The following is a 19,200-nucleotide window of genomic DNA, read 5'->3' as shown; positions in this document are numbered from 1 at the left end:
ATCCTCAGTGCGTGGAGAGCCAGGCCACTGCGGCGGCGTAACCAGGCGGGGAAACGAGTTGGCAGGCCTGGACCTCGGCCCAGCCGGCTTGGTCGTGCGCGATGGCGTAACTGCCGTCGGCACGGGGATGGATGCTGAGCGCCTGCAGGTGCTCGCCGATGCCCACGCCCAGCGCCTTGAGCACGGCTTCCTTGCCGGTCCAGCGGGCGAAGAAGTCGCAGGGCTGGATCTGGCCATCGCGGCGTTCGCGCTCGGACCAGGCCAGTTCGGCCAGGTTGCCCACGTCCAGTCCGGGATCGCGGTATTCGATGTCGATACCGACTTCGCCCTGCTCCGACAAGGCCAGCAACACGTAGTCGCCGGCATGGGAGAGGTTGAAATGCAGGCCATCGTAATGCGCCAGGCGCGGCTTGCCGAACGGGCCGACACTGAAGTCCAGCCGGGATGGCGGGCAATCCAGCCGGCGCGCCAGCAGCAAGCGCAAGATCGCATGCGCCAATGCATAGCGGCGACGGTCGGCGGGACGGACCAAGGCGTCCATGCGCGAACGCTCGGCGCTGCTCAGCTGGGCGCGCGCGGCGGCGAGCAGGCCGGCGTCCATCTCGACGTCACTCTCGGCCAGGCAGTACTGCCAGACCTCGATCCCGGGCGGCAAGCCGGCGCAGGCGGCAAGGTCGGCGGGCATGTCACGCTGCATGGCTGGCCTCCTGACAAGACAGCGCCGAAAGCGCATCCAGACGCGCATCCAGACGCGCCGCCAGATGCGCCAGCAGCGCGTCCTGCTGGGCGTGGAGATAGAAGTGGCCGCCGTCGAACCATTGCAGGTCGAAGGCGGCACGGGTCTCCTCGCGCCAGGCGTTCAGGCAGGCGGCATCGATCTCGTCGCTGCGCCCTGCATAGACTTGCAGCGGCATCGTCAGGGGCGGGCCGGGATGGCGGATGAAACTGGCGCAGACGGCGTAGTCTGCCGCCAGCACGTCCAGCGTCATGGACAGCAATTCACGGTCTTCAAAGACTTCCGGATCAGTGCCGCCCAGACGGCGCAGGTCGTGCAACAGCGAAGCGGTGTCGCTGGCCGCGAACCGATGGGTGTCGCGCCGGGATGGTGCAGCGCTGGCCGACAGCAACAGTGCATCCGGCTGCCGCAGCGCAGGTTGCAGCGCCAGGCAGCGCGCCATCCCGTAGGCCAGCAGCGCGCCCATGCTGTGACCAAAGAGGGCATAGCGCGCCTGCGGCCAACGGGCCAGTTCGGCAGCCACCCGGCTCGTCAATTGCATGCTGAGGGTGTCGAAGTCGCGCAGCGCCGCTTCGGCCATGCGGCTGCCGCGTCCGGGCAACTCCAGCGGCAGCACCTGGAGATGGGCCGGCAGCAGGCGCCGCCAGCGCAGGTAGCTGCTGGCGCTGCCGCCGGCGCACGGCAGGCAGAACAGGAGCCAGGTCGGAGCCATCATGGCTCAGCCCGCGGCGTTCTGTTCCTGTTCCATGAAGCGCCGCAGGCTCAGCGGGCGCATGTCGGTCCAGACCTTCTCGACATGCGCCAGGCAGGTCTGTTTGTCGCCGCTGACACCCACATCGGTCCAGCCCGGCGGAATGGCCTTGTAGTCGGGCCAGATGGAATATTGCTCTTCGTGATTGACCAGTACGCGGAACACCGCATCGTCGGCATCAAAACTCATGGCCTGCTCCTTGTCATGCGCAATTGCTTGCATCGTAAATAAAAACGTGTCTCATTAACGATGACGAGGCAGCACTCGAAAAATTTAGTCACGCCAGTAAAAGTTCATGCACAGGTCATGATGGATCATGCAGATGTCACGCCCTCGCCTGCTTGCTTCGGGCTCAGGAACCGGCCAGTTCCGGTTCGTTCTGCAGCAGGTTGCGGCAGCAAGCCAGGGCGTCGCGGATCATGAAATTGACCAGCGTGGTGGAGATGTTGAGCTCGGCCGCAATCTCGCGCTGGGTCAGTCCGGACAGCCGGTACAGCTCGAAGGCGCGGCGGGTGCGGGCCGGCAGCGCTTCCAGCGCGCGGCCGATCATGGAGAGGTATTGCCGACTGATGGCGATGGCTTCGGGCGAATCGCCTTCCTGGTGCACGTCCAGGCCATCCTCCTCTTCGGTGAAGACGTCGCATTCGAAGGCGCTGCGCCGATGACGGTCGATGGCCAGGTTGCGCACGATGCGGTAGAGGTAGGCCACCGGCTGCTTGATATCGAAGTCGTCGGGGACTTCTGCGATCTTGATGAAGGTATCCTGGACCACGTCGTCGGCCCGATGCGGGCAACCCAGGATGCGCGTGGCCACGTCGCGCAGACGTGCGCGATGTTCGATGAATTGCTCCCGTAGACGGGCGGCTTGCGTTGACGTTGTGTGGTTCACCTAGTCCTGCCTTCCTTGAATTGCGCCGGCATCGATACAGCATCAATGCCGGCCATGAGCGGCCATGGCGACGGCTGGGCCTACCAACGATAACGGGCGCTGAGGACCGCAGTGCGTTCCGGCGCCCAGAAACAGGTCAGCGTGGGCTCGGCCAGGCATGAGGTGTACTGCCTGTTGGCGAGGTTGCTGACATTGAATGCATAACGCCAGGGTCCACGGTCGATGCGGACCATGGCGTCGAGGATGACCTGGGCGGCGTTTTCCACGGTATTGGCGGCGGTGGCGTAGTTGCGCCCGGTATAGCGCGCCCCGGCGCCAACGCCCATGCCGGCCAGGTCGCCGCGCTGCACGGTGTAGTCCAGCCAGAGCGAGGCGGCCTGGCGCGGCACCAGGATGGGCGTCTTGCCGATCAGTTCGGGGGCGGCGTTCTGCGTGTTGACCACTTGCGCATAGGTATAGGCAGCTGTCACGTTCAGGCCAGGCAGGAGCTCGCCCTTGGCTTCCAGTTCCACGCCGCGTGAACGGATCTGGCCGTTGGAGACGGAGAAGTTGGCATGCAGCGGGTCCGAGCCCAGGGCGTTGTCCTTGACCAACTGGTAGAGGGCGGCGGTATAGACGGCGCGTCCATGATCGGGCTGGTACTTGACGCCGGCCTCGATCTGCCTGGCCGTAGCGGCCTTGAAGGGCTTGCCATCGACGTCCTGCCCAGCCTGTGGCAGGAAGGAGCTGCCGTAGCTGACATAGGGGGCCAGCTCCGGGCTGACCAGGTAGGACAGCCCGACACGGCCGCTGAAGGCGTTCTCGTCGGCAGCCTGGAGGCTGTTGTTGGCGGCATTGCGGGTGCTGTCGCGCGAGCGGTCGTAGCGCGCCCCCAGGGTCAGCACGATGCGCTGGTAGCGGATCTGGTCCTGGGCGTAGAGGCCGGTCTGCACCAGGGTCTGGTCGAGGTCGCCGAAGCGGGTGGTGGCGGCCGGGATGGGCTGCGTGTAGACCGGGTTGTCGATGTCCAGACTGGGGGCGACGCCACGGTAGCGCTGCTCGCGCGCGCTCATGTGCGACCAGTCCAGGCCCAGCAGCACCTGGTGCTCGGCCTGGCCCCATTGGAAGCGGGCCAGGGCCTGGTTGTCCAGCAAGGTGTTCTCGACCTGGGTATCGTAGACGGCGGTGCTGCGGCTGAGGAGGCTGCCATTGAAGCTGCCCGGATTGACGGCGGCGTACTGCGAACGCAACGCCGCCTGGCGGAAGTGCTGGCGCAGCGTCCAGGTGGCGTCGAGCCGGTGTTCCAGCATCCAGCCCAGCGACCATTGTTCGCCGCGCTGCTGGTCAAAGTCAGGGTCGCCCAGCAAGGTGTGGGTCTGGCTGCCATCGGCGCGCACGGCGGTCCAGCGTCCGCTGCCGCTGCGGTCCTTCAGGTATTCGGCCAGCAGGATGAGGGAGGTGTCGGCCGAGGGCCGGATCTTCAGCGAGGGCGCCAGGTAGAGGCGATCATTGTCGCCGGCGCGGCCATTGGCGTAGCGGAACTGGGTGTCGCCATCGAGCAGCAGGCCGACTATGCGCGCCTGTACCCTGCCCTCCGGGTCGAGCTCGCCGCTCAGGTCGGCGGCGACCTGGCGGCGCTGGAAGGAACCGACATCCACCGTCAACTCGTTGCGCGCGCCGCTGCCGGCCAGCTTGCTGACGCGATTGATGACGCCGCCCGGGTCGGCCTGGCCGAAGCTTGCCGAGTTGGCGCCGCGCAGCACCTCCACTCGCTCCAGGCCATAGGTCTCGGTGCGGAACATGCCGAAACCGGACGGTATCTGACGCAGCCCGTTGAGGTAATTGCTGGTGGTCTGGGCGTTGATGAAGCCGCGCAGGTTGAAATAGTCATAACCACGCGGGTCCACCCCGTGGGTCTCGGTATTGGCGCCGGGCATGTAGCGCAGCACATCCAGAATGCTGTTGGCGCCACGCGCCTCCATCTCCGCGCGCGTCACCACCGAGACCGATTGCGCAAGCTCCAGCAGCGGGGTATCGGTCTTGGTGGCCGTGGCGCTGCGCAGCGCCACATAACCCTCCACCGGATCGAAGGCGCCGGGCTCGTCGCGCCGGCCCGATACGGTGATATTGCCCAGGCGGTGCAGCGTATCGACCTGCTCGGGCGCGCCTTGCACCAGCGGCTGCAAGGCGTAGGCGCCCTTGTCCGAGCGCACGGCGCGCAGGCCGCTACCGGCCAGCAGCACCTCCAGGCCTTGCCGGACCGAGTATTCACCTTGCAAGGCCGTGACCTGCCGCCCCTGCACCAGGGCCGAGGCATAGGACATGGTGATGCCGGCCTGGCGTGCAAACCGGTTCAGCGCTTCCTCCAGTGGCCCGGCCGCCACGTTGAAGTGGCGACGCGCCTCGGGCGTGCCCTGCGCTTGCGTGGCCGCCGGCCACAGCAAGAGCATCGCCACGACCAGCAGCAGGCGCCGCGCCAACGGCGCAGCCGCCCACCCCGGCAGCGCGGACAGCACGCCGCCGCAGCCCGGCGGGCAACGCGCGGGATGGGCCAGGTGGAGGAAAAGGCTTGCGTTCATCGGAGCATCGGGGTCAATCATCGGGGGCTTCTCTTTGTATGCCGAACGAGCTGCCCGAAACCCGTAATGCGGTTGGCGATTTCTTTTAGCGGCTGGATGGGCTGCGCTCGCGCGCCGTGCCAGCGCGGCGCATGAAAGCGCCTGACGCCGGTGTCGTAGCGAGCCGACATATCCTCATCTGACTTTGTAAATAGTAATTATTCGCATTTTAATGAGTCATCCACGGGTTGACAACGATCAGGGACATCCACCGTGGCCAGCGACATCGTCCGCTGATCGCGCCATCCCGCTTATGCGTTTTTCTTCTTTCAAGCTTCTGTTTTATTCGTGCCCCAGATCCCGGGGCGGTTTTACAGTGAGCTCATCGATTGCAGTCTATAGCCGTCAAATGGCAGCGCGGTGCACATCAATTCCCAGTCATGGAGAAACCCCGATGTCTTCCTTGACCTCCGTAGCCACCCTGAGCGCCCCCGCCCCCCCAAGCCAGCCAGCGCGAGCTGCCGCCGGAACTGGCGCAGATCTGCGCACAGGCCATCGCCGATGGTCTCCCGTATGCCGGCGGCATCACGCCCAAGCAGGCCTGGGCGCTGGTGCAGGCTGGCAAGGTGCTGCTGGTGGATGTACGTACGGCAGAAGAACGCAAGTTCGTTGGCCATGTCCCCGATAGCCTGCATGTGGCCTGGGCGACCGGCACCTCGCTGTCGCGCAATCCACGCTTCGTGCGCGAACTGGAAAGCAAGCTGGGCGGCAAGGACGTGTCGGCGCTGCTGTGACCTGCGCCAGGGGCAGACGATGGCGTGCTGGCCGGTAGCGTGGTGGCAGGACTGTTGAGTAGCGCTCGGCCGGCGCACAAAACTGGAACGCGGCGAAACTGCCCACCGACAGCGGTAGCGACGGAGTCGTCACCGGCGACGATGACCAGAGCTACAGCCCTTATCTGCACAAGGATCTGGCCTTGCGCAATGCCGGTTTCGAGGAATATCGGGAGTGGGAACTTGGACTGGTGGCCCAGCTGGAGCGCGAGGGCCATACCGGTATTGTACTGATCCACTAAAGCCTAAGGCCGCGGCCGAGGGGCATCAGGAGGCCGGTTCGGCGGTTGCTTGCTTGGGTTCCCACCACTTTTTGGTGGGAACTGCTTTCGCTGATTTATCTAGAACCCATTTCATAAATAGGCGTGAGTGCGAGCGAGTCCCGTTTGGGATGAAGTGCAAGGCGCGAGTGGGTCAAGACTGGGCGTCTTGACCCAAATTCGTAACGCAGCAATTCGCCCAAACGGGCCGCTCCCTCCGGGTTCTGCCCAGAAAGGGCGCTGACCGCGTTGCGCTCCTTGCCAGCGCCCTTTCTGGGCAGAATGCATCTCACGCCTATTTATGAAATGGGTTCTAGGCAACATGTCAAGGCGGTTCAGAAGCGCTGTCTACGGACAGAAGGTTTACCGAGACTCCCTGTGACTGGGTCAATCTTTTTGATTCGATCGATATTATCCAAGGGAAGCAGTTCTCCCTGAAATCCCGAGGTGTTCAAACCTCCCTTCTCTAACGCCTTCCAAGTGAAGTCAATGCAGCTATTGCTAAGACCGTTGTAATAGGTATCAAATCCGCCCGCTGACGGATTTCTACCGAAACTTTGCATGGCATCGTACTGCGCTTGCGTGATATCGAAGGTTCTCGAATATTTTTTTACCGTGTAATAAGTGTCATCAGAGCCATGAGCATTGACGGCTCCCGGCGCAAAAGGATTCCCAGGGTATTCCCGTGCCGGAGAGAAGCCATAACTTTCAGTTTTTCCCTTGCCATCAGAGAGCGAATACCACATGTGTCCCGCTAGGGATGCCTCTCCATTGGAGGTGGGAGCACCCGGGCCTGCAATATTTACTGTTACGGTCGGCATGGTTCACCCCGTGAAGTCGTATTGCCGGGAGTGAAAACCACATTGGCTGGCATCGCTATTTCGAACGTGGTGCGTATCGACGATAACTCGTGTGCAGCGCGCTTATTGACAAGACGAGCCCTGTAAATGCCGGGAGTCAGAATATGGTGTCCAATATTCTTCCCGAAATAACCCGCGCCCCACGATGCCAAAATCGGGTCGATATGTTGAGAATAGACCTCAACTTCTTTTCCCCCTGCGCATTCAGCAAAAATCTGGAGATCAACTGGGGTCGATATGCCGGGCTCAGCTGGTTTTCCGTTCTTATCAATCGCGTGGCTACCCAACAGCTTCTGAATACGCGCGCGCTCCGCCTGATCGCTCTCAGCAAACCAGAATCTCATCGAAAACCAATGGGAGAAGTGTTTTTTCACTTTGAACCTGAAGTCGGCAACAGGTCCCGCCCTTGTGAGATCAATTTCGATAGTGCTGGGCTGTGGCCCCTGGTCGAAAATGTGAGCGTGGCTTGACTTTCCCAAGCTTGCCAAATAGACGCTCAAAAAGCAGATCAAGATGGTCCGCAAGCTGATCAGGTCAAGCATTCGCTTCCTCCGACACTTCAATCTTTGCCGCGTGTCCACGCTCAAAATAGACTCGGAAAGTGACGTCTTTGCCACCGGCAAACTGGGAGGAATTCTTGAACGTCATCCATATTTCACTATCATCAGCTTGTATGGATTGCGCCCACATGACTTCAAGCGGGTCACTTTGTTCGGGCCACTTCGCCTTATCGGCAACTACCCTGTACGCGAATGCGCCACCTGCCAACCTTGCTTCAAATGGCGTCATCCCGATCAGCACCACACCATCCAATATCGACTGCCGCCGATGCTCCGGAAAAAGCTCCGGGTGTTTTGCAAACATGGTTTGCGCGTAGCTGCTACGTTCTTCGAGTGTCATCTGGATTGCTCCTCCAAAAATCGCAATTATTCGGTCTTGCTGCTGACCTGTGGTAGCAGATTGATCCTGCCTTGGGATGACCCTCACGGTATCAAAGATTGTGAGCCAGGTATCTCATTACTTGACGGCAATTCCGTCCATCAAGCCATCCTTTTACGGAAACAGAACCTTCTTGATGTGGTGTCTCGATAATCACGGATGCCAGATCGGCGACGCCATCTGGCGTACGAAACAGCCTCACTCCCGGCTGGTCAGCATGAAGGAGTCCGAAGGGTTGACGTTGACCCATGGCGCAGCATTAGGGCTATCCCCTTACCTGCGCCTGTCCCGGGCCACGGCCGACGCCGTGCTGGAATACGCGATGCGGCGCATCAGGCGCGCAAGCAGCGCCTTGTGTTCGCCGCAGCAGCAGGCCGCAGCCTGAGCCAGGTCGGGTTCAGCACGCATCGCAAAACATGGATTGGGACTGTCGAATTCCGGCAGGCCGGTCTGCCGGAGGTAGGATCGCGTCGCTACAGGCTCAGTAGAGACCCGCTTCGGTACGCTGGGGCAGCTCGCGGTCGTAGGCCTGTCCATCGATCCCGCCACCGCTGAGGCGCTGGTGCATGGCGCCAGGCGAAGGCAGGCTGCTGCGCGCCACCTGGGCCGAGGCCGACCACAGTTCGGAACGCACGATGGCCTTGGAACAATGGAAATAGGCCCGGTCCACCTGCACGACGATGACGCTGCGCGGCAGCTTGCCCCGCATCTCGAAACGCGCCAGCAGGGCAGGATCCGTCGAGATCGTGGCGCGGCCATTGACGCGCAAGGTCTCGCCTACGCCCGGAATGATGAACAGCAGCGAGATGCGCGGATCGCCGAGGAGGTTGCGCAGGTTGTCGAGCCGGTTGTTGCCCGGCCGGTCGGGGACGACCAATGTACGCCCATCGATGATCTGCACGAAGCCCGGCGGGTCGCCCTTGGGGGAACAGTCCAGGCCCTCCGTCCCGGCGGTGGCCAGCACCACGAAGGGCGAGGCCCGCACGAAGGCCTGGTAGTCCTCGTTGAGGTGATCGATTTCCTTGACCAGGGCGCGCTCGCCGGGCTGGCCATAGAGTGCCTCCAACTGTTCGATGGTGGTAATGCAGTCCTTCACTACGGCCCCCTGATCGTGCTAGCAAGGCGCCAGTATAGCTGACGACGCCTTGGCACGAATGCGCTCAAGCAAGGCGGCGCAACGCCTTACGCACCAGACAGAAATCAAGACTCCTCAGGCGACAAGCCCTGCTCTTCCTGCATCTGGGTCTTGCCCTTGAGCAGTTCTGCGCCCAGCACCTGCAGGTCGAGATTGGCCTTGCGAACCTGGGGAAACATCTCGGACTCCTCTTCCTCGACGTGATGCTGGATCTGTTCGCTCAAGACCTTCATTTTCGCGTCAAACATGGGATCGTCTGCCTTGAGCTGGCCCAATTGCTTGATCAGATCCTTGGCTCCTGCATGCTCGACCACGGATTCATTCATCAGGTCATCGTCACCGATGCGCTGGCGCACCTGCGGGTAAAAGATCTTTTCTTCGATTTCCATATGGATGAGTAGCGCGCCGCAGACCTTTTGCGCGAGCTCGAATTTTTCTTGCGCGCTGGCCTTGTCCTTGATGTCTTCAAATTTTTCAAAGAGCTCTTCGGCTTCGCGATGGTCTCCCTGCAAGAGGGTAATTGCGTCCTGGCTATCCATGAGTGTCTCCAAAGTACGTCGTTAGTAGGAAAGCAGATGATGCGCTCAAGCCTGTCTCGGCAACATCGGCGGCACGGACGATGTGCTGTGGGATACCGCTGACGTCAGCCCCGGCGCAGCACCAGCGTCGACAAGGGCGGCAAGGTCAGCACCAGCGAACTGGCGTGGCCATGACAGGCTTGCGCCTGCGCCCTCAACTCACCGCCATTGCCCAAGTGGCTGCCGCCGTAGCAATCTGCATCGGTATTGAGGATTTCCTCCCATCGATCCTGCTGGGTCTGGCCAGGGGGCACGCCTATCCGGTAGTGGTGGCGCGGCACCGGGGTCATGTTGATCACTACCAGGACCGGCGCTTCATTGTCCGTCTGGCGGAAATAGGCGAAGACGCTATTGATCTCGTCATTGCCGACCACCCAGGAAAAGCCCTTGGCCTCCGTGTCGTGGCGATACAGGGCCGGCGTGCCTGCGTACAGCCGGTTCAGGTCACGCACCAGCCGCTGGACGCCACGGTGGCGGGCATCGTCGAGCAGGTCCCATTGCGGTGACCGGTCGGGGTCGAATTCCTTGGTTTCGGCGAACTCGCAGCCCATGAAGAGCAGCTTCTTGCCGGGATGCGTCCACATGAAGCCGAGATAGGCGCGCAGATTGGCGAAACGCTGCCAGGCGTCACCGGCCATCTTTTGCAGCAGCGTGCCCTTCCCATGCACCACTTCATCGTGGGAAATCGGCAGCACGAAGGATTCCGAAAACGCATAGATCATGCCAAAGGTGATGTCGTGATGATGGTAGCGGCGGTAGATGCTGTCTAGTTCCACATAGCGCAGCGTGTCATGCATCCAGCCCATGTTCCATTTGTAGGTGAATCCCAGGCCGCCCTCAGACACGGGAGCCGTCACGCCGGGCCAGGCGGTGGATTCCTCGGCGATCATCAGCGCCCCGGGGCAGCGTTCGGCGACGGTCTGGTTGAGCTCGCGCAGGAAATCCACGGCTTCCAGGTTTTCCCTACCGCCATGGATGTTGGGCACCCATTGGCCGCTGCTACGGCTGTAGTCGCGATAGAGCATGGAAGCGACCGCATCCACACGCAGGCCATCGACATGGAAATGCTCCAGCCACTCCAGGGCGCTGGCGATGAGAAAGCCGCGTACCTCGTGTCGTCCGAGGTTGTAGATATGGGTGTCCCAGTCCTGATGAATGCCCTCGCGAGGATCGCCATGCTCATACAAGGGCGTGCCATCAAAATAGGCCAGACCATGCGGGTCGGATGGAAAGTGCGCCGGCACCCAGTCAAGCAGCACGCCTATCCCTGCGCGATGGCAGGCATCCACAAACGCGGCAAACTCGGCCGGCGGGCCGAAGCGGGCGCTGGGCGCGAACTGCGACAAGGGCTGGTAACCCCATGAGCCGCCAAACGGGTGCTCCATCACCGGCAGCAGTTCCACATGCGTGAAGCCCATGCCTTTGACGTAGGGAATCAGACGATCTGCGAGTTCGTTCCAGTCGAGGTTGCGGTTGCCCTCCCCCGGCAGCCGCAGCCAAGAGGCTGCATGGACTTCGTAGATCGACATCGGCTCCTCGCGGGTCTGCCCTTGCGCACGTCGCTGCAGCCAGTCTTCATCCTGCCAGCGGCGACCGCTGACCAGCTTTCTGTCATCGATGACGCGGGAGGCGGTGGCCGGCGGGACTTCCGTCGCCCGCGCCATCGGGTCGGCCTTGCCGGGCAACAGCTCGCCGTGGGGGCCGATGATTTCATACTTGTAGAGCGCACCATCGCCCAGGCGCGGGACAAACAATTCCCAGACGCCGGCGCTTTGACGCAGCCGCATGGGATTGCGTCGGCCATCCCACTGGTTGAAGTCGCCGATCACGGAGACACGCTGCGCATTGGGGGCCCAGACCGCAAAACGCACACCCGCTACGCCGTCGATCTCCATGACTTGCGATCCGAAGCAGCGCGCCAGTTGCCGGTGCCGGCCTTCGCGGAAGAGATGCAGATCGAAGTCGCTCAGCAACAGGCCGAAGGCGTAGGCGTCTTCCGTGATCTGAAGCGTTTCTCTACCGTCGGCGCCGGGCCAGGTGACGTGAAAGACATAGGGAATTGGGGGCTGTACTGCACGCCTGGGCAGCTTCACTTCGCCGCAGAAGATGCCGCTGCGCTGGTGCGGAGCTTCCTGTGCATGATCCGCCTCGCCCTGGCCGGTAGCGCACGACCACTCATGCAAGCTGCCCAACAGCGAACCCGTCGAGTCCGGCGCGTCGGGCGCGGCGGAAGTACGGGCATAGACCTGCACGGCGCTGGCGCCGGGGAAATAACAGCAAAGACGCAAACGCTTGCCCTTGGCCTTCTGGTTCGCCGCCTCTGCCAAGTCGGCAATCTCGCGCGGTCCCAGCAAGGCGAAGGGGTCGCCCAGCCGTCCTTGCATCAGGCGAGTGGCCAGGGATTCATCCAGCAATGCATCCGATGGCGGCGCGCCTGCAGCTTCGGTCGAGCTTTTTCGTCGTGACGGTAGCATTGCTGCTCCTTTGTCGATCAGTCGTGTTGGGTCGCTATGCGCCATCTGCCTCGCCCAGTATCCGGTTCGCTATGAGGTACAGTCCCCGCAGCGGCACGTGCATCCACGTGGGCCGGTTGGCCGCTTCATAACAGATTTCATAGGCTGCCTTTTCCAGCGTGAACAGATCCAGCAGTAGAGCCTGTGCGTCCAGTGGCAGGCTCTGCTCCAGCAATGGATGGCCCAGGCGATAACCTTCCAGCAGCGCGGCCTGGCAGGCCGGGGCGAAGCGTTGCAGGATCTGCTTCTTGCTGGCCAGCGCTGCCTCATCGAGATCAGTGGGTCCCATGGTGTGGCCAAAGGCGGCGGCATAGTCGAAGGAGCGCAACAGGCCGGCCACATCCCGCAGCGGACTTCCCTTGGCGCGCCGTTGTTCCAGCGGGCGCGCCGGTTCGCCTTCGAAATCGACGATATAGACATCGTTGAAGGCAATGAGCACCTGGCCCAGATGCAAGTCACCGTGCAGGCGTATGGCAAGAGAACCTTCAGCGGCTTGCGCAAGCTGATGGATGCGTTCCAGCAATCTCTCGTGCTGCGCCAGCAAGCTGGCGGCATACTGGGCATCGGCTGCATTGGGCCACTCCGCTTTCTTGAGCAGGATGTCGAGGGCGGCCTCGAGTTGCTGGGCCGCTCCTTGCGCCCAGCCCCTCCAGACGGCCTCCCCTATCGTCTCCGGATCGAAGGCGGGGTCGTCGCTGGGCTGGCCCAGCAGGCTATGCATCTCGCCCAGCCGCTGCCCCAGCAAGCGCGAAAACGTCACCAGTTCGACCAGGGCGGAATTGTCATCCATCTCCTGTGCGTCCTGCGGGCGGGTGCTAGCCTGGCGATGGGATTCATCCAGTGCTTCGCTCTGGATGGCGCGCTCCAGCGTGTCCATGCTCCACTGCCAGGCGTCGCCCTGGTTATCGACGTAGCGCTGCAGGACGATCAAGGCGTAGGGCGTGCCATCGTCGGCCACGCGCACCACCTCGCCCAAGGTGGCCGCCACATTGGCGAAACCGCGCTCGGTCAGGTAGCGGCCCATCTCGATTTCGGGATGGATGCCCGGATTGACCTGCCTGAGCACCTTCATCATCATGACGTTGTTGATGACCACCGAGCTGTTCGATTGCTCCTGGGTGATGCGGCGCAATTCCAGCGCTGTAGTGAGGATGGCGGGGTCGAACGCCGCCGTGGGAATGCAGCGCAATTGTCCGGAACGGGTCTTGATGCTGGCGCTGTCGGCCAGCAACTCCAGCACGGCGACGATGAACGAGTCGAGCGCAAAGGCATCGGTCAGGAAACCCACATTGCGCCCGCGCCGCACCCGTGACAGGGCCAGCTGGTGCGGCAATGCGGAGACCGTATCTTCTTCGCGGATGAAACCCAGGGGCAACAGATAGCGCTGCACGCTCTGGCTGCCGCCCTCTCTGCCCTCTTCCTCTGCGCCGCTGCTGTGGACGTCGATCTCGGTAAGCACGATAGGCAGCGCGCCGGGCCGGGTCCTGGACATGGGCAAGGTGGTCGCTTCCATCATCTCCACCTTGTCGATCTGCCGTTGCTTGCCCGCATACCAGCGGCGTTTGAGCAGATAGTGCGGAAGCACTTCCTGCTCCAGCAGCTTGCGCGCTGGCGGCTCCATGATTTCCTGTACGCCCTTGCTCAATACCAGTGTCACGTATTCGGGCAGCGGCTCGGGCGTGGGGGCGCGCCACGATGGCATGTTGGCCTCCGGCGCCAGCAGGAACCAGTAGAAGCCGAAGGGCGGCAAGGTCAGCAGGTAATTGAGCTGCCCGATCGGCGGGAAGGCCGCGCCGCCCATCATTTCTATCGGAATGCGCCCGGCGAAGGCCGACAGGTCCAGTTCCACTGCCTGCGCCGACTGCGACACATTGGCCACGCACAGGATGGTCTCGGTCGCGCCGCCTGGCTTGGGGTCGGTGAATTCCCTCAGATAGGCGAAGATCTTCCGGTTGCTGGGATAGACCAGCGTCAGGCTCCCCCGCCCGAAGGCCTGGTGCTGCTTGCGGACGTTGAGCAGGCGGCGCATCCAGTTGAGCATGGAGTGCCGGTCTGCGCTTTGGGCCTCGACATTGATGGTCTGGTAGCCGTATTGCGGATCCATCAGCAGCGGCAAGACCAGCCGGGCCGGGTCCACGCGCGAAAAGCCGCCGTTACGGTCCGGCGTCCATTGCATGGGCGTGCGCACGCCGTCGCGGTCACCCAGGTGGATGTTGTCGCCCATGCCGATCTCGTCGCCGTAATAGATCACGGGCGTACCAGGCATCGAGAGCAGGAAACTGTTGAGCAGCTGGATGCGGCGCCAGTCGCGCTCCACCAGCGGCGCCAGGCGGCGGCGGATGCCGAGATTGATGCGGGCGCGGCGGTCAGGGGCATAGTGGTTCCACAGGTAGTCGCGCTCGGCATCGGTCACCATTTCCAGCGTGAGCTCATCGTGGTTGCGCAGGAAGATGGCCCATTGGCAGTCTTCCGGGATATCCGGGGTCTGGCGCAGGATGTCCGTAATGGGAAAGCGATCCTGGCTGGCCAGCGCCATGTACATGCGCGGCATCAGCGGGAAATGGAAGGCCATATGGCATTCGTCACTGTCGCCAAAATACTGCTGCACGTCTTCCGGCCACATATTGGCTTCGGCCAGCAGCATCCGGTCGGGATATTTGCTGTCCATCTCGGCGCGTATCCGTTTGAGGATGGCGTGCGTCTCCGGCAGGTTTTCGTTGGAGGTGCCTTCGCGCTCGATCAGGTAGGGCACGGCGTCCAGGCGCAGGCCGTCGATGCCGAGATCGAGCCAGAACGACATCACATTGAGCACCGCCTTGAGCACGTGCGGATTATCGAAATTGAGATCGGGCTGATGCGAATAGAAGCGGTGCCAGAAATAGGCCTTGGCGACCGGGTCCCAGGTCCAGTTCGATTTTTCGGTATCGACAAAGATGATGCGGGTGTCGGCATAGCTCTTGTCGTCTTCCGACCATACGTAGAAATTGCGCGCCACCGAGCCAGGGCGCGCCCGCCGTGCGCGCTGGAACCAGGGATGCTGGTCCGAGGTATGGTTGATGACCAGTTCCGTGATCACGCGCAGGCCATGCTCATGGGCCGCCGCGATGAAGCGGCGCACATCGCTCATGTTGCCGTAGTCGGGATGGACATTCTTGTATTCCGAGATATCGTAGCCATCGTCGCGGCGCGGTGAGGGATAGAAAGGCAGCAGCCAGATGGTGTTCACGCCCAGCCCGGTGATGTAATCCAGCTTCTGGATCAGCCCTTCGAAGTCGCCGATGCCGTCATCGTTGGCGTCGAAATAGGACTTGACGTGGATCTGGTAGATGACCGCGTCCTTGTACCAGAGCGGATCGCGGGTGAACTGCATGCCGGGCCGGCTCTGCTTCATCTGTCGGGGACGCTTGCGATTGCCGGTCTTCCCGCTCCGGGCGTAGGCTTTGGTGCTGCCAGGTTGTTGCGTCAGCGGATCGCCCTGGTGCGCAGCGCCGCTCTCTTGAATATTGTCCACCTCATGTCTCCCCTGCACGAATGCGCCAGATACGGTACGGGCGTTCACGCGGATCAAGAGTGATCGACTGATGTCTGCCATACCACTTGAAACGATCTTCACCAAGCAGATCTACCACCTCGAGATGCGCTGCTTCAGCACCACCGGGCAGGCCAAAGCCACCCAGCGGCAGTTCGATCTCGCCGTGTTGCGATTGAAAAGGATCCAGGTTGATTGCCACCAGGATGGTGTTGTCGCCGAATCGCACGGCGTCCTCGGCAGCGGGTCTGCCCGATGGTGCGGCTGGCGTGGATTTGACGAAGTACAGAATCTGATCGTTGCTGACCGCCAGGAAACGCACGCCCAGATGCGTCTGCAAGGCAGGGTTTTCGGTACGTATCCGATTCAGGCGGGTGATGTCGTCAATGATGTTGCCCGGGCGTTGCCAGTCCCAGTTGCGGATTTCGTATTTCTCGGAATCGAGGTATTCCTCCTTGCCCGGCACCGCGCTGGCCTCGCACAGCTCGAAGCCGCTGTACACGCCCCACAATCCCGACAAGGTGGCCGCGAGCGCGGCGCGTATCTGGAAACCTGCGCGTCCTGATCGCTGCAGGAAATAGGGATTGATGTCGGGCGTATTGACAAAGAAATGCGGTCGGAAGAAGTCGCGCGGCTGGGCGGCGTCACCATCGTCGGTCGTCAACTCGGTCAGGTAGTCGATCAGCTCCTGCTTGCCATGACGCCAGGTGAAATAGGTGTAGGACTGCGAGAAACCGACCTTGGCAAGCCGGTACATGGGCTTGGGGCGGGTAAAGGCTTCCGACAGGAAGATCACCTGCGGATAGCGGCTGCGTACGGACGCGATCATCCATTCCCAGAACGGGAACGGTTTGGTATGGGGGTTATCGACGCGAAACACGTACACCCCCTGCTGCACCCAGAACACCACGATGTCGCGCAGGGCCAGCCACAGGTCGGGGATGGCGTCTTCGGCATAGAAATCAACATTGACGATATCCTGGTACTTCTTTGGAGGATTCTCTGCATAGCGCATCGACCCATCAGGACGCCAGGCGAACCAGCCTGGATGCGTCTTCAACCAGGGATGATCCGGTGAGCATTGAATCGCGAAATCCAGCGCCAATTCCAGACCGTGGGCGGCCGCCGCGTCACGCAGGCGCGCAAAGTCCTCGAAGGTCCCGAGCTGCGGATGGATGGCGTCATGCCCGCCTTCCTCGCTGCCGATGGCGTAAGGACTGCCGGGATCGGCTGGCCCAGCCGTGACGCTATTGTTCTTTCCCTTGCGGTGCGTCTTGCCGATCGGATGGATGGGCGGGAAATAGAGCGTATCGAAACCCATGGCGCGGATCGCCGGCAGGCGGGCGATGACGTCATCGAAGTTTCCGTGCACATCCGCGCTCCCGCTCTGGGAGCGCGGAAACAGTTCGTACCAGCTGGAAAACGAGGCGGACCTGCGCTCCGCTTCGACCGGATACTCGGCAGCAGTGCGGCAGAGAAAAGCACGTTCACCCGCCAGCTCGGTCAACTGTTCCACCAGTTGGCGGGTCTCTTCCGCGCACAGAAAGGCCAGCCGCTTATCGGTGCCCGCCTGTCTGCTGGCTGCGCTTCGTCTCGTTTTCGAGGGTGGGCCTCCCAGCGCCTTGAGCAGGGCCATGCTGGATTCCAGCACGCTGGGTTCAAGCTCCTGTTCCACAGCGCGTTGGACCAACCGGGCGACGAGCAAGCGCCCTTCTTCCATCTCCAGCGACACATCCTGCCCAGCCATCAGCTTCTTTTGCAGGCCATCGCGGAAGGTCTCAAAGATATCGCTCCACGCCTCGATACAGAAGTAATGGCGTCCCAGGCGCGTGAGGGACACCCGGGCCTGCCACCGGTCATTGACATCGGGATGCATGGGAATGCGGCGCCACTGCGCTTCATCGGCCGCCCGCACCAGCACCTCGGCGGCAAGATGATCGTGTCCATCCATGAAGATATCGGCCGCGATCACGAAATGTTCGCCGACAATGCGCTTGGCGGCGAAGGCGCCGTCATCTACGGCGGGGGAAACGCGTTCAATGGCAATGCGGCTGGAACGCAGTTCGCCTGGCGCAGGCGTCGCCTGATCAAGGTCACCAGAGACGCCTTGCAGCGGTTTCAAAGGCAGTACCTTCACAGCGCCGGGTTCCAGCACAAGTTCTTCATCCCGCCATGGCGCGACGCCGCCTTGCAGCCGCTGCTGCCAACCGTCATCGCTGATACGCACCGTTCTATCCAGCGCGGGATTGACGGCGATGAGCAAGCCGTCTTCCGCATTGACGCCGTGGCGTTCCATGAGCAGCCATGGTGAATCGGGCGCACTCACCGGCGTCAAGCTCAGCGGCGAGGATGGAGGGTGCGCTTGGCGTCGTTGCGCCATGGCGCGGTTGGCCTCTGCAACCTCGCTGGTGAAATCAAAATCCGCGTCGGCACAGGCCCGCTTGAACGCCTCCGGATCGCTCAGGCGGGTGGTGCTTCCAGCCAGATGCGCTACGCTCAGCGACTCGGTGAGGCCGAACTCGAAGCCCATTGGCATCATCCACCCGTCAGCGCTGAGGGTGGCGAAATGCAGCGCCCGGAGTGCGCCCAGGCGTCGCGTCTGCTGATCGCGGAAACCGTGTAACCGGGCCAGCCTGGGGCCGGATGGATCTTCCGGGAAAGCCAGCACCGGGGCGATTGCGGTGAGTTTGCGGTATTCGCGGAAATACCAGGGATCGCGGAAATTCCACCATGCCCCCGAAGAAAAGACGCCGTCAAAGCCGATGCCGGCAAGACCATGAAGCTGATCATGCGTACATCCAGGCGTCCATGCGAGGAAGCGGCAGTCCGTCTGCTGCTTGCGTATGCCTGCAATAAGGCGACGCCAGAAATCCGCTGGGACGCTTGCCGGCTCCTGACATCGGAATCCGGCCACGCCAGCGTCCACAAGCTCAACCAAGCGCGCATCCCACCAGTCGAGCATGGCATCGGCGACGACAGGATGGTCCAAGCGCGGTCTGCGCATAACGAGCTCGTCCTCACGCGTACCCATGACACTTGGATAGCGGGGATCAGGCAAGGGATCGGATGCCAGGTCCTGGCTCGACACGCCGGCCTCTGCGGCGGTCGGCGGTGCAAACCAGTCTGCTTGACTGTTGAGCACCGGATCATCAGCGTGCAAGCGCGTGAGCGACAAGTCCACCAGCAGAGGCAGGCGATGGCCCTTGCAGAGCTTGGCGAGCTCTGCAAGCGGCGCATCCAGCCGATCACTGCACAGGAGCACATGGTCGAACCCCATCGCCGCACAGCGGCCCAGCAGAGCGTCCCAATCGGTGGACGCCACGAGGAAGGGATCGACGCAATAGATGCGTGGAGAAAAACCGGTGAGGGGAGGATTTTCCAATGCCTGTTCTCTCTTTGATGTGAGTGCGCATACCGCGCCATCTGAAATCATGTCGGCGATCGGATGGTTCTTATTCTTTGGAATATCCGAACATCAAACCATGGTTCAAGTTAGCAATAGCCGCGTTGCGCAGACATCGGACAGCAACTCATACCCTTGTAGGATGGCGCCTCCGGACCTCCCTTCGTCATTGCCGGAGCTCAGCTGTCAAAAAGAAACCGGCCACATAGTCAGACTATGTGGCCGGCCTGGATCATC

The 19,200-nt window shown here is 62.2% G+C and carries 14 protein-coding genes and 2 pseudogenes; 3 read left to right on the top strand and 13 right to left on the bottom strand.

What is annotated here, in order from left to right; translation table 11 throughout:
- Positions 1 to 4: 4 nt before the first annotated feature.
- The 5 genes from BGK68_RS19275 to BGK68_RS19255 all read right to left on the bottom strand — a co-directional run bounded on the left by BGK68_RS19275 (position 5) and on the right by BGK68_RS19255 (position 4,934).
- On the bottom strand, positions 5 to 697 hold the full coding sequence (locus BGK68_RS19275) for a 4'-phosphopantetheinyl transferase family protein (protein ID WP_143433115.1): 693 nt from the start codon (positions 695 to 697) through the stop codon (positions 5 to 7).
- Complete coding sequence (locus tag BGK68_RS19270; protein WP_075258403.1) at positions 687 to 1,451, bottom strand: thioesterase II family protein; 765 nt, start codon at positions 1,449 to 1,451, stop codon at positions 687 to 689. Before BGK68_RS19270 ends, BGK68_RS19275 begins: the two co-directional genes overlap by 11 nt.
- A gap of 3 nt (positions 1,452 to 1,454) precedes the next feature.
- Positions 1,455 to 1,676, bottom strand: a complete 222-nt coding sequence (locus BGK68_RS19265) for an MbtH family protein (RefSeq protein ID WP_075259898.1) — start codon at positions 1,674 to 1,676, stop codon at positions 1,455 to 1,457.
- A 163-nt stretch (positions 1,677 to 1,839) separates the two neighbouring features.
- A complete protein-coding gene (locus BGK68_RS19260; RefSeq protein WP_075258402.1) occupies positions 1,840 to 2,376 on the bottom strand; it encodes an RNA polymerase factor sigma-70 in 537 nt (178 codons plus the stop codon).
- A gap of 80 nt (positions 2,377 to 2,456) precedes the next feature.
- On the bottom strand, positions 2,457 to 4,934 hold the full coding sequence (locus BGK68_RS19255; RefSeq protein WP_233149350.1) for a TonB-dependent siderophore receptor: 2,478 nt from the start codon (positions 4,932 to 4,934) through the stop codon (positions 2,457 to 2,459).
- A gap of 497 nt (positions 4,935 to 5,431) precedes the next feature.
- Here BGK68_RS19255 and BGK68_RS27610 point away from each other — a divergent pair.
- Positions 5,432 to 5,704, top strand: a pseudogene (locus BGK68_RS27610) (rhodanese-like domain-containing protein); the annotation flags it as partial.
- 74 nt (positions 5,705 to 5,778) lie between these two features.
- Positions 5,779 to 5,988, top strand: a pseudogene (locus tag BGK68_RS28715) (hypothetical protein); the annotation flags it as partial.
- A gap of 353 nt (positions 5,989 to 6,341) precedes the next feature.
- Here BGK68_RS28715 and BGK68_RS27605 read toward each other — a convergent pair.
- Genes BGK68_RS27605 through BGK68_RS19240 form a run of 3 tightly spaced genes read right to left on the bottom strand, consistent with a single transcriptional unit; the run spans position 6,342 to position 7,766 of the window.
- Entirely contained in the window at positions 6,342 to 6,827 is a 486-nt protein-coding gene (locus tag BGK68_RS27605) for a hypothetical protein (RefSeq protein WP_143433114.1), read from the bottom strand.
- Positions 6,815 to 7,408, bottom strand: a complete 594-nt coding sequence (locus tag BGK68_RS19245) for a DUF5625 family protein (RefSeq protein ID WP_075258400.1) — start codon at positions 7,406 to 7,408, stop codon at positions 6,815 to 6,817. Before BGK68_RS19245 ends, BGK68_RS27605 begins: the two co-directional genes overlap by 13 nt.
- On the bottom strand, positions 7,401 to 7,766 hold the full coding sequence (locus tag BGK68_RS19240) for a hypothetical protein (RefSeq protein WP_083657942.1): 366 nt from the start codon (positions 7,764 to 7,766) through the stop codon (positions 7,401 to 7,403). The genes BGK68_RS19245 and BGK68_RS19240 overlap by 8 nt, the downstream gene beginning before the upstream one ends.
- A gap of 256 nt (positions 7,767 to 8,022) precedes the next feature.
- Here BGK68_RS19240 and BGK68_RS27600 point away from each other — a divergent pair, with 256 nt between their 5' ends.
- Positions 8,023 to 8,190 carry a hypothetical protein gene (locus BGK68_RS27600; protein WP_233149349.1) on the top strand — a complete coding sequence of 56 codons (168 nt, stop codon included), beginning with the start codon at positions 8,023 to 8,025 and terminating at the stop codon, positions 8,188 to 8,190.
- A gap of 96 nt (positions 8,191 to 8,286) precedes the next feature.
- Here the strand turns inward: BGK68_RS27600 and BGK68_RS19230 are convergent, their stop codons facing one another.
- The 5 genes from BGK68_RS19230 to BGK68_RS19210 all read right to left on the bottom strand — a co-directional run bounded on the left by BGK68_RS19230 (position 8,287) and on the right by BGK68_RS19210 (position 18,942).
- The gene (locus BGK68_RS19230) at positions 8,287 to 8,901 is read right to left on the bottom strand and encodes a pyridoxamine 5'-phosphate oxidase family protein (protein ID WP_075258397.1); all 615 of its coding nucleotides are present in this window, start codon (positions 8,899 to 8,901) and stop codon (positions 8,287 to 8,289) included.
- Positions 8,902 to 9,005: 104 nt separating this feature from the next.
- Entirely contained in the window at positions 9,006 to 9,479 is a 474-nt protein-coding gene (locus tag BGK68_RS19225; RefSeq protein ID WP_075258396.1) for a hemerythrin domain-containing protein, read from the bottom strand.
- 104 nt (positions 9,480 to 9,583) lie between these two features.
- A complete protein-coding gene (gene glgB / locus BGK68_RS19220; protein WP_075258395.1) occupies positions 9,584 to 11,992 on the bottom strand; it encodes a 1,4-alpha-glucan branching protein GlgB in 2,409 nt (802 codons plus the stop codon).
- Between the two features lie 34 nt (positions 11,993 to 12,026).
- The gene (treS, locus tag BGK68_RS19215; RefSeq protein WP_143433112.1) at positions 12,027 to 15,542 is read right to left on the bottom strand and encodes a maltose alpha-D-glucosyltransferase; all 3,516 of its coding nucleotides are present in this window, start codon (positions 15,540 to 15,542) and stop codon (positions 12,027 to 12,029) included.
- A 1-nt stretch (position 15,543) separates the two neighbouring features.
- Positions 15,544 to 18,942 carry an alpha-1,4-glucan--maltose-1-phosphate maltosyltransferase gene (locus BGK68_RS19210; protein ID WP_075258394.1) on the bottom strand — a complete coding sequence of 1,133 codons (3,399 nt, stop codon included), beginning with the start codon at positions 18,940 to 18,942 and terminating at the stop codon, positions 15,544 to 15,546.
- Between the last annotated feature and the right edge of the window lie 258 nt (positions 18,943 to 19,200).

The organism is Herbaspirillum camelliae, assembly GCF_001929405.1.
GTDB classification, from domain to species: domain Bacteria; phylum Pseudomonadota; class Gammaproteobacteria; order Burkholderiales; family Burkholderiaceae_D; genus Herbaspirillum; species Herbaspirillum seropedicae.
This window is presented reverse-complemented; position numbering and strand designations above follow the sequence as displayed.

Bases quoted from the DNA above. Each gene is read 5' to 3' on its own strand.
- BGK68_RS19270 (WP_075258403.1), bottom strand. From the start codon at position 1,451: ATGATGGCTCCGACCTGGCTCCTGTTCTGCCTGCCGTGCGCCGGCGGC.
- BGK68_RS19225 (WP_075258396.1), bottom strand. From the start codon at position 9,479: ATGGATAGCCAGGACGCAATTACCCTCTTGCAGGGAGACCATCGCGAA.
- BGK68_RS19255 (WP_233149350.1), bottom strand. From the start codon at position 4,934: ATGAACGCAAGCCTTTTCCTCCACCTGGCCCATCCCGCGCGTTGCCCG.
- BGK68_RS19265 (WP_075259898.1), bottom strand. From the start codon at position 1,676: ATGAGTTTTGATGCCGACGATGCGGTGTTCCGCGTACTGGTCAATCAC.
- BGK68_RS19240 (WP_083657942.1), bottom strand. From the start codon at position 7,766: ATGACACTCGAAGAACGTAGCAGCTACGCGCAAACCATGTTTGCAAAA.
- BGK68_RS27605 (WP_143433114.1), bottom strand. From the start codon at position 6,827: ATGCCGACCGTAACAGTAAATATTGCAGGCCCGGGTGCTCCCACCTCC.
- BGK68_RS27600 (WP_233149349.1), top strand. From the start codon at position 8,023: ATGAAGGAGTCCGAAGGGTTGACGTTGACCCATGGCGCAGCATTAGGG.
- BGK68_RS19275 (WP_143433115.1), bottom strand. From the start codon at position 697: ATGCAGCGTGACATGCCCGCCGACCTTGCCGCCTGCGCCGGCTTGCCG.
- BGK68_RS19245 (WP_075258400.1), bottom strand. From the start codon at position 7,408: ATGCTTGACCTGATCAGCTTGCGGACCATCTTGATCTGCTTTTTGAGC.
- glgB (WP_075258395.1), bottom strand. From the start codon at position 11,992: ATGCTACCGTCACGACGAAAAAGCTCGACCGAAGCTGCAGGCGCGCCG.